At 46.6% G+C, this 13,209-nt stretch carries 9 protein-coding genes; 5 read left to right on the top strand and 4 right to left on the bottom strand.

Annotation, left to right across the window (positions count from 1 at the left end; genetic code table 11):
- Positions 1–77: 77 nt before the first annotated feature.
- Complete coding sequence (locus JO154_RS22270; protein WP_291949864.1) at positions 78–2,438, bottom strand: prolyl oligopeptidase family serine peptidase; 2,361 nt, start codon at positions 2,436–2,438, stop codon at positions 78–80.
- 104 nt (positions 2,439–2,542) lie between these two features.
- Between JO154_RS22270 and JO154_RS22265 the strand changes: the two genes are divergently transcribed.
- Entirely contained in the window at positions 2,543–3,073 is a 531-nt protein-coding gene (locus JO154_RS22265) for a histidine phosphatase family protein (RefSeq protein ID WP_291949861.1), read from the top strand.
- Between the two features lie 300 nt (positions 3,074–3,373).
- Here the strand turns inward: JO154_RS22265 and JO154_RS22260 are convergent, their stop codons facing one another.
- From JO154_RS22260 to JO154_RS22250, 3 genes are all read right to left on the bottom strand, one after another.
- Positions 3,374–6,244, bottom strand: a complete 2,871-nt coding sequence (locus JO154_RS22260) for a TonB-dependent receptor (protein ID WP_291949859.1) — start codon at positions 6,242–6,244, stop codon at positions 3,374–3,376.
- Positions 6,245–6,422: 178 nt separating this feature from the next.
- On the bottom strand, positions 6,423–7,799 hold the full coding sequence (gene mgtE, locus JO154_RS22255; protein WP_291949857.1) for a magnesium transporter: 1,377 nt from the start codon (positions 7,797–7,799) through the stop codon (positions 6,423–6,425).
- Positions 7,800–7,856: 57 nt separating this feature from the next.
- A complete protein-coding gene (locus JO154_RS22250; protein WP_291949855.1) occupies positions 7,857–8,735 on the bottom strand; it encodes a bestrophin family protein in 879 nt (292 codons plus the stop codon).
- Positions 8,736–8,879: 144 nt separating this feature from the next.
- Between JO154_RS22250 and JO154_RS22245 the strand changes: the two genes are divergently transcribed.
- The 4 genes from JO154_RS22245 (at position 8,880) to hutU (ending at position 13,183) form a co-directional block, all read left to right on the top strand.
- Positions 8,880–9,326 carry an SET domain-containing protein gene (locus JO154_RS22245; RefSeq protein ID WP_291949852.1) on the top strand — a complete coding sequence of 149 codons (447 nt, stop codon included), beginning with the start codon at positions 8,880–8,882 and terminating at the stop codon, positions 9,324–9,326.
- A gap of 120 nt (positions 9,327–9,446) precedes the next feature.
- Positions 9,447–9,926: a MarR family transcriptional regulator gene (locus JO154_RS22240; protein ID WP_291949848.1), complete on the top strand. Its 480-nt coding sequence runs from the start codon at positions 9,447–9,449 to the stop codon at positions 9,924–9,926.
- Positions 9,927–9,966: 40 nt separating this feature from the next.
- Complete coding sequence (gene hutH / locus JO154_RS22235; protein ID WP_291949845.1) at positions 9,967–11,535, top strand: histidine ammonia-lyase; 1,569 nt, start codon at positions 9,967–9,969, stop codon at positions 11,533–11,535.
- Positions 11,513–13,183 (top strand): urocanate hydratase, encoded by a 1,671-nt coding sequence (hutU, locus tag JO154_RS22230; protein ID WP_291949842.1) that lies wholly within the window; start codon positions 11,513–11,515, stop codon positions 13,181–13,183. Before hutH ends, hutU begins: the two co-directional genes overlap by 23 nt.
- Positions 13,184–13,209 lie beyond the last annotated feature (26 nt).

Below are 13,209 nucleotides of genomic sequence, written 5' to 3'. Positions count from 1 at the left end.
TCATTAACATAGTGTTAATACTGTTTTTCATCATTCACCGTATCCCTATAATGTTTTTCTATTGGGACAGGAACGAGTTACTTCAGAAGTGTTTCGTTAAAGAGTTTCAAAATTCTTTTGTACTCGTCTGTCCAACTGCTGGGGGTAGTAAATCCGTGATCTTCCACGGGGAATACCGCCAACTCCCAATTATCTTTCTTTAGCTCAATGAGGCGTTGTGATAGTCGCACAATATCCTCAAAGTGTACATTCGTGTCTACCATTCCATGACACATGAGCAGTTTGCCTTGCAGTCCTTCCGCGTGGTAGATGGGGGAGGAGCGAATATACGCAATACTATCCTTAAAAGGTTCATTTAGGATATTGCTGGTATACCCGTGGTTATAGTGCGCCCAGTCTGTTACGCTTCTCAGCGCTGCTCCTGCGGCAAAGGTACCTGGTTTGGTGAACATAGCCATCAAGGTCATAAATCCGCCGTAACTACCGCCATAAATACCTATGCGTTTGGCATCTACACCTGCTTTTTCTGCCATATATTTAGCCGCATCCACCTCGTCGTCCAGGTCTTTTCCGCCCATGAAGCGGTAAATACCTGTTCTCCAGTTCCTACCATACCCTGAGCTGCCGCGGTAATCCACGTCCATCACGGTATAACCGAGGTCTGTCAATAGATTATGGAACATATATTCCCTGAAATACTGACTCCACCAACGGTGGGCATTTTGCAAATATCCGGCTCCATGTACAAAAATTACGCCTGCTCCATTTTTCTTCGCTGGATCAGGGGTATAGAGTCTGGCATACACCTGCTGATTGTCGCCGGTAGTATAAGTGATAAGCTGTGGTACGCGCCAGTTATAGCTTTTGAATTCGGCTGATTGTGCCAGATTCGTTACCTGTTGGGCTTTTGCGCCTGGTGTATTGGGCTGGATGTATAATTCCCAAGGTTGATTGGAAGAGGAATAACGGAAGGCGATCCATTTTTCATCCGGACTCACACTCACTTCGTTGGCGCCTTGCATTGTGGTGATTCGTTCCGTTTTTCCACTAACCAGACTCAACTTGTAGAATTGTTTCTCACCCGGATGCACTTCATTCGTGGTGATATAGAAAGTCTTTTTATCATGGGAGAGATCGGCTTCCTGTACTTCATAATTGCCGCTGGTGAGCTGTTTTGCTGCACCTGTCAGCACATTGCTCGTGTACAAATGAGAATAACCGCTAGCTTCAGATTGATACCAGCAGGTATTTTCATCTATCCAACCCAGGTTAGCATTCCATCCAATACCAGGGCCTGCAATCCAGGCTTCATCCCGCTGACGATTAATGGATTTCAGTTTGCCGGTGGCAGGGTCCAGCAAGGCAATCCAACGATCCTTATTATCCTGGGAGCGAATATCCACTATGGCATGTGTACTATTTTCAGACCAGTATGGACCAAGAATAAGTACCTCCCGTACTACAGGGGAGTCTTTTTTCGTATAGTCTTTTACGTAATCAGGTAAATCCTTAATACCAGGTAATTCTTTGATACTGACAGGCAATACGGTATCTGCAACACGGTCGTAAATGAAGCTAGCAAAGCTACCTTCAGGGTTACCTACCTTTTCTCTGGAAGGGATATCCGTAGTAAAACCAGTGCTGGTAACGAAATCAGGAACTACCGTGTTTTTCGCATCTTTAGGAGCGGTAAATAATCGGTAAGTGATATATCTGCCGTCCGGACTTATCGTGGCATCCTGTAATTCTTTATCCTCAATATAGATGGGACGAAGTGGCTTAGGAATATATTGTTTATTGAAAGCGGTGGCGGCATCGGCTTTTGCTTTTTTGTCGCGGATCACTTCCAATAATTCCAGTTGCTGTGCTTTCAACCATTTTTCTTGGGCATTACCTTTTTCAAGGTCTGGTTTGACGGCTGGGGGAGCGGCACTGAATTTGAAATTGGTGAGTTGGGAAATACTGCCATCATTACGGTTCCAGGCATAGAAATCACCGCCTTGCTTGAAGGCAACCGCCTGACTGTTGTTGATGAAAACAGGCGCATATTCCTGTGCAGTCGTATTGGTGACACGGATTACCTTGCCTGTTTTGGTTTCCATCAGGTAGATATCACCATAGAGGGAATAGGCGAGGAGGGAGCGATCCGCATTATAGGTGCCATTTTTCCGTGCATTCAGGAGTGCCCTGTCGGCGGCAACGGTTTTATGTGGATTAATATCCTTTGTATGAATAAAATACAAGGAATCGGCCATAGCTTGGTCTGGATTCCAGTTGAAATAGACCGTTTGATTGTCTGTACCCCAGAATACACGGTCTGGGGAAGTGCCCATCCACTTAGGATCGCGCATGATTTTGTCCACTGTTAATGGCGACAATTGGGCATAGGCGGTATGGGCAGATAAAAAAATAATGGCAGGAAGAAACCATTTTCTCATAGCGGTTGATAAATTTGTTGGGAATTAAAAGTAATGGATAATGTCAGAAAATCCTCTTTTATAGGGATATTCGGTTCCATTATTATATGCCTTAACTTTACAGTATGCGAATCCTGTGCTTAATAGCCCTGGTGAGTCTTGCGGCATGCAAGCCCAAAACTCCCGCCCGATTGCCGATACCGGTTTCGGAAGACACGACTTTTCTAACAGGCACCTTTTACTTGGTGCGGCATGCGGAGCGATACGAAGGGCCCGACTCTACACTGACGCCGGAAGGGCACGCCAGGGCTGGAGCATTATATCATCTGCTGAAAGATTCTGCTATCAAAAAGGTATATATTACCCCTTATCGTCGTAGTATTCAGACTGCGGATAGTCTGCGTTTATTATTACCGGTAGACACGAGCTTCTACAAACCGGATACCTCCGGCGAATCATTGATTTATGAACTCACACGTCATGAGGACTGGGGAAAGCATGTAGTCATCATTGGACATGCAAATACCTTGATACCTATTATCCGTAGCCTAGGGGCTAAGTCGCCAGTGGATTCTATTGGAGATAAAGAGTTTGATCGGTTGTTTATCATCAGGAAAACCCATGAAGGAACTACGATAAAATCGACTTGCTATTAATAGGCAAAACGCTACTGTCAATCGCCCTGCCCACTAGGCAGAAGCAACAAAAACGCTACTGTCTGTCGTCCTGTTCACTAGACAGAGTAACAAAAAATCTACAGTCAGTCGCCCTGCCCACTAGGCAGAAGCAACAAAAACGCTACTGTCTGTCGTCCTGTTCACTAAGCAGAAATAACAAAATCTTTCCTATCTGTCGTGCCTGCCCAGCGGGCAGGCACGACGAAAAAAATAAGAAAGGGGATTTGACGTCGCAGACGTCAAATCCCCTTTCTTATAATAAAAATACACTATAGACGCCTAGAAATTAAACGCCACTTTAGTAAACAACCTTATCCCATTGAATCCCATCTGCACCGCATCCCAAGCACCACCGGTTTCTCCGTCATAGGCAGATAGTTTGGCGCCAGGTACATAACCAAGACTAGGATGTACATTGAAAACATTATCCGCCCCTAGGAACCAACTGATATGTGAAGAAAACCGCCAGCTCGCATATACATCGGTGACGGCTTTGCCTTTGTAGTTGAATTCTTCTGGAACCAAAGCGCCGTTGCTGTCGAGCGCTACGAGGGGACTGATACCGGTACCTTCCAGGTTAGGGTCTCCTGGAAGCCCAGTGCCCGTTTTAGCGGGATCTCCCGCAAAGCCATAGCCCAACAACACAATCTTACCGAAGTAGGTAACGCGTGCACCTACACTGAATTTATTGACGCCATATTCCACGTTTAATCCCAGCTTTACGGGCGGGGCAGATGCGAGCACAAAATGTTGTTCACGCTCACTGAAAAATTCGCCGCGGTGCAGATAGCTGTCATTCAGTTTATCCGGCACATTGATTTTATTGATATCCATGTGTTGCAGGTTGCCGGTAAACAAAGTTCTGAAATGCTTATTGCTCCATTTTTTGTTGTAGTCTATTACGATGTCCACGCCATAGTTGGTAGTGTTTACGGCATTGGCAAAGAACTGAGCATTATTGATCCTAAGTGAATTGAGCGTATCCCGGAATTGTGGATTAAGCGTAGCATCGCTGGCATCAAACTGTCCGGATAATACGATACGGTCTTTCACCTTTACGAGGTAACCATCAATTGTGATGGTCAGTTCGTTGAGCGGTTTCCAGGAGAATCCGAGACTGGCATTCACCGACTTTTCCTGTTTCAGTTCAGGGATACCAGCGGCTTTTGTAATAGGACTATAATTGGGTGCTATTTTTACTTCCGTAATACGACCTCCTTGTACATTGGTGAATTGTGAGCTATAATTAATCTGTTGCAGAGAAGGAGCGCGATAACCAGTACTAACGGAACCGCGTATATTAAAATGTGGTGCTACCTTATAACGTGCTGCCAGCTTGTAATTGCTGGTAAAACCAAAATCGCTGTAGTTTTCTGCCCTAATAGCAGCGCCCAACAGGAATTTAGTAGTAATATCCCATTCTGCATCTACATATCCTGCAATATTGGAGCGTTTGGCATTTACCACATCGCTAGGGCGATATCCCGGAAAGCCCTGTGCACCGCTGGCCTGAATGGTATCCGGGTCAAAGTTGCGCCATGATTTTTCTTCACCCGCATAAATCTTATAATTCTCATAACGGTATTCTGCGCCCAGTGCCAGGTTGAAGCCTGCGCCCATGTTAGGGATTTCTTTGGTGAAAGTGAGGTTGGCAGTATTTTGTAAGAAAGAGAAACCACCATCATCAAAGTGGGTAGGACTGGCGGTACCTATCAATGATGCATTGAAGGTCTTATCGCCGTAAAAATGGAAATCATTTCTGCCTAATGTATTACTGAGATCCCATTTCCAGTTGTTGCCCAAGCTACCCTTCACGCCTGCTGCCAGCGAGGCATCTTGGATATGTGTCTGTATATGCGGATTATACACAGTATCTGGAAGATCGCCTGGAGTAGGAATACTTTCCATAATGCCTGGAACAAAAATAGCATTGCCGCCTTTCTGTGTAATGGGGAACCGGTTAGGATGTGCGCTGGATAAAGGATTGAAGCCATGCAATGTTCTTGTATAGGCATAAGCGTCGGAAGCTTTATAGTTATAGCCACCAAATGCATAAACCGTGGTATTGCTATGCGCTACAGGTATTTCCAAGTTTACCATACCGCCACCAGTGGTCACGGAGCCATCGCCATGCGCACGACGACCGGGATTGATGGGCAATCCGTCGGGATGGGTTAAATTGGTATCCAGCACCTGCCGGAAGGTTTTACCCTGCCGCAGGAAGTTGCCTGATAAATTGAGAAATCCGCCGTTCTTTCCTATAGGGAACCCGTAATTGGCGCCTATAGTGACCGTGTTACCATCTATAGCACTGGCAGATTCATATTGATTTAAACTGCGCTTAAACCAGGTATTAAACTTATGATCGTAAAAGCCTGCATAGCCGGCATTTACCGTTAGATGGTTCACATCCTTTTTGAGGATGATATTGATAACGCCAGCGATGGCATCAGAGCCATATTGTGCGGAAGCGCCATCACGGAGAATTTCCACCCGGTCGATGGCCGATTCGGGAATGGCATTCAGGTCGGTACCGGAGTTACCACGACCACGAGTGCCAAACACCGATACAAAGGCGGTTTGATGTCTTCTTTTACCGTTGACCAATACCAGTGTTTGATCCGGGCCTAATCCACGAAGGGTGGCCAGGTCTATCTGGTCGGCGCCATCACTACCACTTTGTTTATTGTAGTTGAAAGAAGGAGCGGCGGCATTGAGCAAAGAAGTCAGTTCCATTTTAGCGCTGGGTAGTCCGGCCTGATTGACACTGATAACATCTACTGGTACCGGTGTTTCTGTTTTGGCGCGTCCGCCACTGCGACTACCTACCAGCACCACCTGCGTCAATTCGGCCACTGCCGACGCTAGGTGTATATTTATTTCCGTTCGTCCGTCCACACTCACCTCCTGAGGGATAAAGCCCACAGAACTGAACTCCAGCACACCATTGGCCGGAGCTTCCAGGGTATAGATCCCATCTTTATTGGTTTGAGTGCCTTTGGGTGCCGATTTCACCCTAACGGTAATTCCTTCCAGTGGCGCGCCTGAACTAGCATCAGTGACTTTACCACTGATTTTTAGATTTTGGCTGAATGCGTGACCTGCACATAGCAAGAGGATTGCCAGACAGGATAGTAATTTGAGGTTCATATCTGGGGGTATTTGGGTATTTCCTATAATTTAAGGAAAAAAAGTCATAATTACCGTATAGGCGGTATAGTTGTTTTGGTATGCATGTGAAACGCCCTTTAACAAAGCATAATCAATTATCCCCTAAACGTCAAAAGGCGCCGATAGGCGCCTTTTGACAAAAAAAATATCTCCTTGATTAAAGTAAAATCCCACGCATAAGCGTATAGGCAACAGTAAAATAGATCAACAATCCCGTTACATCAACGAGCGTCGCTACAAACGGCGCCGAAGACGTCGCCGGATCCGCCCCTAATCTCTTCAACAGCAGCGGCAGCATAGAACCCGAAAGGGTCCCCCACAACACCACCCCGATCAGGGAAAGACCTACCGTCATACCAATAAGCACCGTATGTTCGCCATAAGTATGGAAAAACGAGTTCCAGAGCAGGATACGGATAAATCCGATGGCACCCAGTACACTTCCCAACAGTACGCCGGAAATAATTTCCCGACGCATTACGCGCCACCAGTCACTAATGGTGATCTCACCCAATGCCATGGCCTGAATGATCAGGGTAGAGGCCTGAGAACCACTGTTACCGCCACTGGAGATAATCAATGGCACAAAGAGCGCCAGTACGACCGCTTTGGCAATTTCATCTTCGAAAAAGCCCATGGCTGTTGCAGTTAGCATTTCGCCGATAAATAATACCACGAGCCAGCCTATACGTTTTTTTACCAGTTTGAGCAGGGGCATATCCAGGTATGGCTCATCCAATGCCTCGGTACCCCCGATTTTCTGGATATCTTCTGTATGTTCTTCATTGGCAATCCACAACATATCGTCGATGGTGACAATACCGAGGAGAATACCCTGGTCGTCTACAACGGGAAGGGCTACACGGTTTTCCATTCGGAATATCTGTATGGCTTCTTCCTGATCATCATTGACGTGCAAGGATACAAAACGATCATCCATCAAGGTATGTACCACCGTATCCGTAGATACCAGCAGAAATTCCCGGATACGGAAGTCGTCCAGCAGATGGCCATTGCTGTCGATCACATAAATTACATCAATCGTTTCACTATCCTTTCCATATTCCCGGATATAATCCAGGACCTGTTTCACTGTCCACTCTTCCCGAACGGCGATATAGTCCGGGGTCATGATACGGCCCACACTGTTCTCCTTGTAGCCCAGTAGGGACAAGGTGATACGGCGCTCTTCTGGATCCAGGAGCTTAATCAGCTCCTTTACCGCCTCACTGGGAAGTTCTTCCAGGAAAGAGGTACGGTCATCCGCGGGCAGCTCATTCAATAGCTCGGCGATTTTGGCGGGGGCTAACGATTTGATTACATCCTCTTGGAGAGGAAAGTCGAGAATACGGAATGCAGCAGCAGCACGACTAATAGAGAGATTATTGATGATAATCCCTGCATCGTCAGGCTCCTCATGAATAAGGTCTGCAATGTCCGTAATCAGCTGGTCATCCAAGTAAACTGTCAATTCACGGTAGTTTTTCTCTTCCGTCAGTTCGCTGAACTTTTCCTGTAATGCTTCATTTTCCATGTACAAATTGACTCTGGCTGCGAAATTAAGTTAAAATAATACGCATACGGGCAGGAACTATAATATTTCTCCCACATGTTGACGAATATTACCGCAAATGCTGTCTGTTGGCAGATCATTGGCATCTTTACCAAATGGATCTTCAATCTCCTCGGCGATCAATTCAAGACTCGCCAGTACGAAGAAAATGAAGACAATCATAGGTATAATTAGGTAACCCAGACTAAATACATAGCCAAAGGGCATCGTCATGATATAAAAAAAGATGAACTTCTTAATAAAAACAGAATAAGAAAATGGTATCGGGGTATTCTTAATACGTTCGCAAGCACCGCAAACTTCTGTAAAGGATTGTAATTCGTTGTTCAAGATGATGAGCTGCTCTCCACTCAGTTGCCCCTCCCGATGTAATTCCATGGTTTTTTGCATCATCATGCCCGCCAGTTGGTTGGGAATATGTTTGTTGGGATCTATGGTAACGGACTGCCCATCGGGTAAGGCCTCCATCTCTTCTGGCAGCCAGGTTTTACGCAGATGATTTTTTAGACAGAAAGCATAATTGGGAATCATCACTTTAAACCAGGCCCTGGTGGCTGTATTGCTGGCTGGCAGCATTGCCTGCAGCTTGATGGAGAGATTGCGGCTACTATTCACAATAGTTCCCCACTGCCTGCGACCCTCCCACCAGCGGTCATAAGCAGTATTCGTGCGAAAGACCAGCAGCAGGGATATTACAAAACCCAGCAAACCATGCATCAGAGAGATATTCTTCACTTCACTGTTGGAAGATAGTTGCCAGTACTCCAGTTCTAGCCAAGCTATTATAGCAGCATATATAGACAAGGCTACAAACATGGGAAAGAGCTTTCTTACCGTATCCGCTTTGTGAATACGGAAGATAAACGTAAACCATTCCTTTGGATTATAATTTATCATCAGTCCTTATTGATTCAAAATACAAAAATTGCATGACCCCCGAATAAACCGTTTCGGGGCGCAAACCTAAAATTTTTCAGGATGATTTTGATAACTTCCTGCTTTAACTTTACTTTACGCCTTCTTTTATATTGAAATAGTGCTATGATTAAGCCATACTTGTACGTGCAAAAATCCAAAGGTAAAGGCCGTGGAGTTTTTACTAAGGAAGACATTCCCGCAGGAACAAGGATAGAAACATCCCCAGTATTGGTACTCAACCATGAAGATACCGTCCTGGCCGATAAGACTTTCCTGCATAATTATATTTTCCTCTGGGGAGAAGATGAAACTGAATCCTGCATATCCTTGGGTTTCTGCTCCATTTATAACCATGATTACACACCTAACTGTAAGTATGAAATGGATTTTGAAGAGGAAACCATGAGCATCATCACCCGCCGTGCTATCAAAAAAGGGGAAGAACTGTTCATCAATTACAACGGCGTTCCTACCAGCAAATCCCCGCTCTGGTTCGACGTGAAGTCCGATGATGCCCAAAAAGCCACCGGCGAGAAAAAGGCAAAAAAAGCTAAAGAGAAGAAAAAGTAATTACGAATCTTTGCTACCAGATTACCGGACAATACCCCCAGGTATTTTCCGGTAATCTATAATTATGCGGATTCGTTATTATTTTGTAATATTGTATAAGTGCTTATATAATTTACCGACATGTCATTCTACGCATCCTTAGGTCATCTCGTATTCGGCACACGTCTGCGCCGCCTTAGCGAATACTTCCTCATGGAAGTAAATAAAGTCTATGAGCAAGAAGGCATTCCCTTCGATGCTAGCTGGTTTCCGGTATTCTATATCCTCTCCGAAGGCCAGCCCATGCCCATGATAGACATCGCTGATAAACTGGAAATCTCCCATAGCGCCGTCAGTCAGATGGTAACAAACCTCCGCAAACGCGGACTGGTACGCACCGATTCCTGTAATGATGACCGCCGCCGCCAGTTGGTGGCCTTTACACCTGAAGGAGAAGCGCTCCTCAAAAGAGTCCAACCTATCTGGGCTGCCATCACCAAAGCAATGGAAGGTGTAGCCGAAGAAAATAAACACAGCCGCAAAATATTGGAGGCCATTACGGAAATGGAACAATCCGTGCAGCAAGTGCCCCTCTCAGAAAGAGTAAGACGAGAAATTTAATCATACACCAAAGCAATATATCACCATTAACTACGCAACAATGACCAACGTTTTTAATTACGGTATCGATACCTTAACGGTGGCGAAAGTCCTGGACATCGCCAGCGGTAAGATCAAAGGCATACTCACGCCGGAAGCCGTTGCCCGTATCCAAGCCAGTGCCGGATATGTACAAACGATTGTATCCCAGCATACTACTGTTTACGGTATCAACACCGGATTTGGCCCGCTCTGCGATACCAAAATCTCTGAAGAAGATACCCGCACCCTTCAATATAATATCCTCCAAAGTCATAGTGTGGGCGTAGGAGAAAGCATACCGGAAGAAGTTGCCCGCATCATGCTCATCACCAAAGTGCATGCCCTGGCACAAGGCTATTCCGGCGCCGCTCTCGCTACACTGGAACGTATCATCTGGCATATCGACAATCGCGTAACACCACTGGTGCCTGAAAAAGGCTCTGTTGGCGCCTCCGGCGACTTGGCCCCGCTCTCTCACCTCTTCCTGCCCCTCATCGGTTTAGGTAAGGTGTGGTACAAAGGCCAAAAAACAGATATGCAGGCGGTGTTTCAACAGGAAGGACTACAATCTGTGGCCCTCGGCCCTAAAGAAGGCCTCGCCCTCATCAATGGTACACAATTCATCCTCTCGTTCGCAGTGAAAGCGGTAGCCCGCCTCCACAACGCATTAGACGCTGCAGATATCATAGGAGCCCTCTCATTGGAAGGCCTCATGGGCACGTCCAAACCATTTGACCCGCGTCTCCATACCATCAGACCATTCGCTGGTAATCAGCTCGTGGCACACCGACTCAAAACTATGCTGGATGGCAGTGAAATCATGTATTCACATGCGGATTGCGGTCGGGTACAAGACCCATATTCCCTGCGCTGTATGCCACAGGTACATGGTGCTTCTCGCACGGCATGGCAACATCTGCATCACCTGACTACGATAGAACTGAATTCTGTTACGGATAACCCAATTATCTTCAGTGCAGAAGATACGATCAGTGGTGGTAACTTCCACGGTCAGCCAATGGCACTGCCGCTGGATTACGCTACTGTGGCGGCTGCAGAACTAGGTAATATCTCTGATCGTCGTTGTTATATGATGATCGAAGGCCGATTCGGTTTGCCTAAACTGCTCATCCAAGATGCTGGCCTGAACTCTGGATTTATGATCCCGCAGTATACTACCGCCGCCCTGGTGACAGAAAATAAAACACTCTGCTTCCCTGCTAGCGCTGATAGCGTTCCGACCTCTCTCGGTCAGGAAGATCACGTATCTATGGGATCTATCAGTGGTCGCAAATTGAACCAAGTGATTTCTAACCTGGAATATATATTGGCGATTGAATTGCTGTACGCTGCACAGGCGATCGATTTCCGTCGTCCGCTGAAATCAGGCCCTGTATTGGAAGCTGTACATGCATTCACCCGTCAGCATGTTACTTTCGCTGATAAGGATCGCATCTTCGCGCACGATATCGAAGCATTACACAATATCATCACCAATCAATCCCTGGTAAACGTTGCCAATGAAGCAGCTACCAGCCATCAATTATCTTTAAACGGTATTTATCATGAACAGTTTGGACTTTATTAAATCCTATGCGGCTCATCCGCATTATAAAGCGCCACATGGCGCCACGCTGCACGCTAAATCTTGGCAAACGGAAGCGCCGCTGCGCATGCTGCTGAACAACCTCGATCATGAAGTGGCCGAAAACCCTGATGAACTCGTGGTATATGGTGGTATTGGTCAGGCTGCACGTAATCGGGAAGCGCTGGAAAAAATTATTAAAATCCTGCTGGAACTGGATGAAAACCACTCCCTGTTGGTACAATCAGGTAAACCAGTAGGCATCGTTCGCACGCATCCACAGGCGCCACGCGTGATGCTGGCCAACAGTAACCTCGTTCCAAAATGGGCTACCTGGGAGCATTTCAACGAACTGCGCGCCAAAGGCTTGATGATGTATGGACAGATGACTGCTGGTAGCTGGATCTATATCGGTACGCAAGGTATCCTCCAAGGTACCTATGAAACCTTTATGGAATGCGGTCGTCAGCATTTTGGTGGTAACCTGAAAGGCAAACTCTTGGTAACTGCTGGTATCGGCGGTATGGGTGGCGCTCAGCCGCTAGCAGCCACTATGGCGGGTGCCGTATTCCTCGGTGCTGATATCGATCCTACTCGCATCCAGAAACGTATTGATACCCGTTATATCGATCGCATGACGCACTCTTATGAGGAAGCGGTGCAATGGGCGAAAGAGGCCATGGAAAAAGGCGAAGCCATCTCCATTGGCTTAGTGAGCGATGCAGGTGATATGCTGGAAAGACTCCTGAAAGATGGTATCATCCCAGATATCCTGACAGACCAAACTTCTGCGCACGATCCTATCAATGGTTATATTCCTAATGGCATGACCCTGGAAGCCGCTGCTGATCTGCGTAAGAAAGATCCTGCGCACTACAAGCAACTGTCGCTCAAGAGTATGGCGCGTCACGTAGGCTTCATGCTGGATATGCAGCAAAAAGGCGCTGTGACCTTCGATTACGGTAATAACCTCCGTGAATTTGCTAAAGAAGGCGGTGAACCAAATGCGTTCAACTTCCCAGGATTCACACCTGCGTATATCCGTCCACTTTTCTGCGAAGGAAAAGGACCTTTCCGCTGGGTAGCCCTCTCCGGAGATCCTGAAGATATTTATACTACAGATAAAGCATTGATGGAGGCTTTCCCTGAGAATACGCATCTCATCAACTGGCTCAAACAAGCACAAGAAAAAGTAGCATTCCAAGGATTACCTGCACGTATCTGCTGGCTGGGCCTCGGCGAACGCGAAAAAGCAGGCCTGATTTTCAACGACCTGGTGAAAACAGGTAAAGTGAAAGCACCCATTGTTATCGGTCGGGATCACCTAGATTGCGGTTCTGTAGCTTCTCCAAACAGAGAAACAGAAGCCATGAAAGATGGCTCCGATGCAGTGAGCGACTGGACCCTGCTCAACCTGATGTCCAACACTGGTGGCGGCGCTACATGGGTGTCTTTCCACCACGGTGGTGGCGTAGGGATGGGGTATTCTCAACATGCCGGTATGGTAGTGTTGGCTGATGGTACTGACCGCGCTGCAGAATGCTTGCGCCGTGTGCTTTTCAACGATCCAGCAATGGGTATCTTCCGTCATGCAGATGCAGGATATGAAAAAGCACAAGAATGGGCAGATAAATTTGGTATCAACATCTAAAATAAAAAACGATGTTAATAGGTCCT

Origin of the sequence: Chitinophaga sp. (assembly GCF_019236475.1) — a bacterium.
Classification (GTDB): Bacteria; Bacteroidota; Bacteroidia; order Chitinophagales; family Chitinophagaceae; genus Chitinophaga.
The sequence above is the reverse complement of the archived record's forward strand: the minus strand, read 5'-3'. Positions and strand labels throughout refer to the sequence as shown.

What these genes read in the sequence shown, in the direction of transcription:
- mgtE (WP_291949857.1), bottom strand. Translation starts at nt 7,799, where the DNA reads ATGGAAAATGAAGCATTACAGGAAAAGTTCAGCGAACTGACGGAAGAG.
- JO154_RS22240 (WP_291949848.1), top strand. Translation starts at nt 9,447, where the DNA reads ATGTCATTCTACGCATCCTTAGGTCATCTCGTATTCGGCACACGTCTG.
- hutH (WP_291949845.1), top strand. Translation starts at nt 9,967, where the DNA reads ATGACCAACGTTTTTAATTACGGTATCGATACCTTAACGGTGGCGAAA.
- JO154_RS22260 (WP_291949859.1), bottom strand. Translation starts at nt 6,244, where the DNA reads ATGAACCTCAAATTACTATCCTGTCTGGCAATCCTCTTGCTATGTGCA.
- hutU (WP_291949842.1), top strand. Translation starts at nt 11,513, where the DNA reads ATGAACAGTTTGGACTTTATTAAATCCTATGCGGCTCATCCGCATTAT.
- JO154_RS22265 (WP_291949861.1), top strand. Translation starts at nt 2,543, where the DNA reads ATGCGAATCCTGTGCTTAATAGCCCTGGTGAGTCTTGCGGCATGCAAG.
- JO154_RS22270 (WP_291949864.1), bottom strand. Translation starts at nt 2,438, where the DNA reads ATGAGAAAATGGTTTCTTCCTGCCATTATTTTTTTATCTGCCCATACC.
- JO154_RS22250 (WP_291949855.1), bottom strand. Translation starts at nt 8,735, where the DNA reads ATGATAAATTATAATCCAAAGGAATGGTTTACGTTTATCTTCCGTATT.
- JO154_RS22245 (WP_291949852.1), top strand. Translation starts at nt 8,880, where the DNA reads ATGATTAAGCCATACTTGTACGTGCAAAAATCCAAAGGTAAAGGCCGT.